The organism is Streptomyces phyllanthi (assembly GCF_009377205.1).
Classification (GTDB): domain Bacteria; phylum Actinomycetota; class Actinomycetes; order Streptomycetales; family Streptomycetaceae; genus Streptomyces; species Streptomyces phyllanthi.
Genome location: NZ_VJZE01000765.1, coordinates 1 through 2,598, shown reverse-complemented (window position 1 = coordinate 2,598; position 2,598 = coordinate 1). Strand labels below are relative to the sequence as shown.

Genomic DNA, 2,598 nt, shown 5'->3' with positions numbered 1-2,598 from the left:
CCCGGGGCCCCGCCCCCCACGCGCCGGTCACCTCTACGGCAACCCGTGGACCTTCGGCCCCACCGAGTTCGACCAGGCGTTGCCCGCCAGCGCGTCCCAGTTCGTCGACCACGTCATCGCGCCCCGCAGATCCGGGTATGTACGCGACGGCTTGAAGGAGCCGCAGTTCGTGCCCCGGGTCAGGCAGTCCAGTGCCGCGCTCACCACGGACGGGGAGACATAGCCGCTGCCCGCGCCCCTCGTCGAGGCCGGCAGGCCCAGGCCCACCTGGGATGGGGAGAGGCCGCCCTCCAGCTGGATGCAGGCCAGGGCCGTCAGGAAATCGACCGAGCCCTGGCTGTAGACCCTGCCGTCGCAGCCCAGCATCGAACCGCTGTTGTAGTACTGCATGTTGACGACCGTGAGGATGTCCTTCACGTTCAGGGCCGTCTGGAAGTACGCGTTCGACGTGGACTGCATGTCGATGGTCTGGGGCGCCATCGTGAGCACCATCGACGGGCCCGCCTTCGCGGAGAGCGAGCGCAGCGCCTGGGTCATGTACGTCGCGTTGAGACCGTTCTCCAGATCGATGTCCACACCGTCGAAGCCGTACGTCTGCATCAGCGAGTACACCGAGTTCGCGAAGTTCGCCGCCGATGTCGCGTCGTTGACCGCCACCGTGCCGCGTTCGCCGCCGACCGAGACGATCACCTTCTTGCCCGCCGCCTGCTTGGCCCTGATGTCGGCCTTGAACTGGTTGACGGTGTAGCCGCCGAGCCCGGCCGAGTATTGAAGGTGACCCGGCCGGGCGTGGTGTGTGGCGTAACTTGTCGAAGTTCTGCCATTGGCGCACTCGCTCGTGTGTCCACGACCGATTCCTACTGCTCCACGCGATGGAGCTTCGGTGGATTCCTGCTTCGCAGGCCGATGCCGGAGCGCGCCCCGGTAGGCGTTGTAGCCCGTCGCGCCCGACACCGTGGGCTTCACTGCCACCATCTGGACGCACTTGGCGTTGTCCTGGCCGGCCGGGGTGGCCTTCAGGGCCGCCGAGCCGGAGCGGACGGGCGAGGAGACGGCCGCACCGCTGCCCGCGGAGCAGGTCCAGTCGGTCAGGCCGGACTCGAAGCCGGGGTTTCTGGCGTTGTTGACGTCCGCCGCCGAGGCCTGGCCGGCGCCGCTGAGGCCGAGGGCGGCCGCGGTGAGGGCGGTGGTGAGGGCGGTGGCGAGGGTGCCCGCCCAGGTCCGCGTTCTGCGTCCGGGCATGCCTGGTACGCGGTGCACTGATGCCTCCCGAGGGGAGTCGGTGTGGGGGATCCGTGACGGTGGCCACCGCTGGACGTACAAATTGGTCCAGACCAATAAGGTTGCCAAGGCTTGTGGCGGACCTCAATCTCCGTATCTCAGTGCGGAGTTGAGGCATATGCGTCTCACTCTGCGTGGATCTCGTCCGCACCTTCCGTGAGTTGATCAAGGAGATTCGGTGTTGAGCGGGCCATGCCGTGGATATGGTGCTGTGCAAGAGGATGCGAAAGGGCGTCAGAGGACGTCAGGGGTGATCTGAGGCGGTGGTCGACCACCCCGTCGCAGTCAGAACGGGGTGGGATGCAGCGTGCCGACCGCGATAGCCGTCACCAGTCCCGATCTGGTGCTCCCCCCGAATGACCGGCAGACCCCGCCCGCCGTCGTCCAGCCGCAGGACACGCTGGAGGGCTCCCTCCTCGGCATGCACGCGCTCATCGAGCAGCACGGGTATGTGATCGCCCTCTACTCGGCCTCCGCCGGGAACGACGGGTCCCCGCCCGTCCCCTCGGAGAAGTCCGTCGCCCAGCGGCTGCACACCGTGCGTTCCGTGCTCGAAAGCGACCGGATCGCCCTGCTCGGGATCGATCTGCCGCCGCTCGGGATCGCCCTGCTGGCCCAGCAGTTACGGCAGCTGTCCGTCTGCGACTTCAGCCCGGGCGTGCTCGCCTCCTCCGCCCGGCTCCTCGCCCACTACATCTACGCCGGCGCCCTCCTCGGTTCCGTCACCAAGCTCGACCGGGTGCGGGTGTCCCTGAAGTCCCACGCCAAGTCGTGGATGCCGGGCGCCCAGTTCGCCGTACTGGCCAATCCGAAGCCCCAGCTCGTCCGCCTCGGGCAGGAGGAGCAGCTCGCCGGGCCCGAGTTCGGGACGCGCCTGGTCGTCGCCAACGGGCCGCAGCCGCCCTCCGACTGGGTCACCTCGACGCTCGCCCCCGCCTGGCAGGTGCAGGGCGTGGCCACCGTGCCGCCGCCCGCCGAGTCCTCGCGCTGGTGGGGCACCGGGAAGCTCGTCGAGTTCGCCGCCGGGCTGCACGACGTGTCCGTGCTCTACCAGCTCGTCTCGTCCGTGCGCCGGGAGACGTGCCACTGGTGCGAGCTGGAACTCATCGGCGACCGCTGCGGGTTCTGCGCGGCGCCGTTGTCGGTCTCTTCACCCGCCGTTCCACCGCCGACCGCGCGGGCGCTACCGCGAGGGGCCACGTGAGTCACGTACGTACAACTCCATCGCAAGCACGACCAACTGCATAGCAAGTACGGCCCACTGCACAGCAAGCACGGCCACCTGCACAGCAAGCACGGCCACCTGCACAGCAAGCC

At 68.7% G+C, this 2,598-nt stretch carries 2 protein-coding genes; one reads left to right on the top strand and one right to left on the bottom strand.

Translation table 11 applies throughout. The features are described 5' to 3' along the window. Positions 1–33 precede the first annotated feature (33 nt). Positions 34–1,242 (bottom strand): glycosyl hydrolase family 18 protein, encoded by a 1,209-nt coding sequence (locus FNH04_RS44570; protein ID WP_152791930.1) that lies wholly within the window; start codon positions 1,240–1,242, stop codon positions 34–36. Positions 1,243–1,588: 346 nt separating this feature from the next. Between FNH04_RS44570 and FNH04_RS44565 the strand changes: the two genes are divergently transcribed. Beyond that, positions 1,589–2,485 carry a hypothetical protein gene (locus tag FNH04_RS44565; protein ID WP_322725657.1) on the top strand — a complete coding sequence of 299 codons (897 nt, stop codon included), beginning with the start codon at positions 1,589–1,591 and terminating at the stop codon, positions 2,483–2,485. Positions 2,486–2,598 lie beyond the last annotated feature (113 nt).

What these genes read in the sequence shown, in the direction of transcription:
- FNH04_RS44570 (WP_152791930.1), bottom strand. Translation starts at nt 1,242, where the DNA reads ATGCCCGGACGCAGAACGCGGACCTGGGCGGGCACCCTCGCCACCGCC.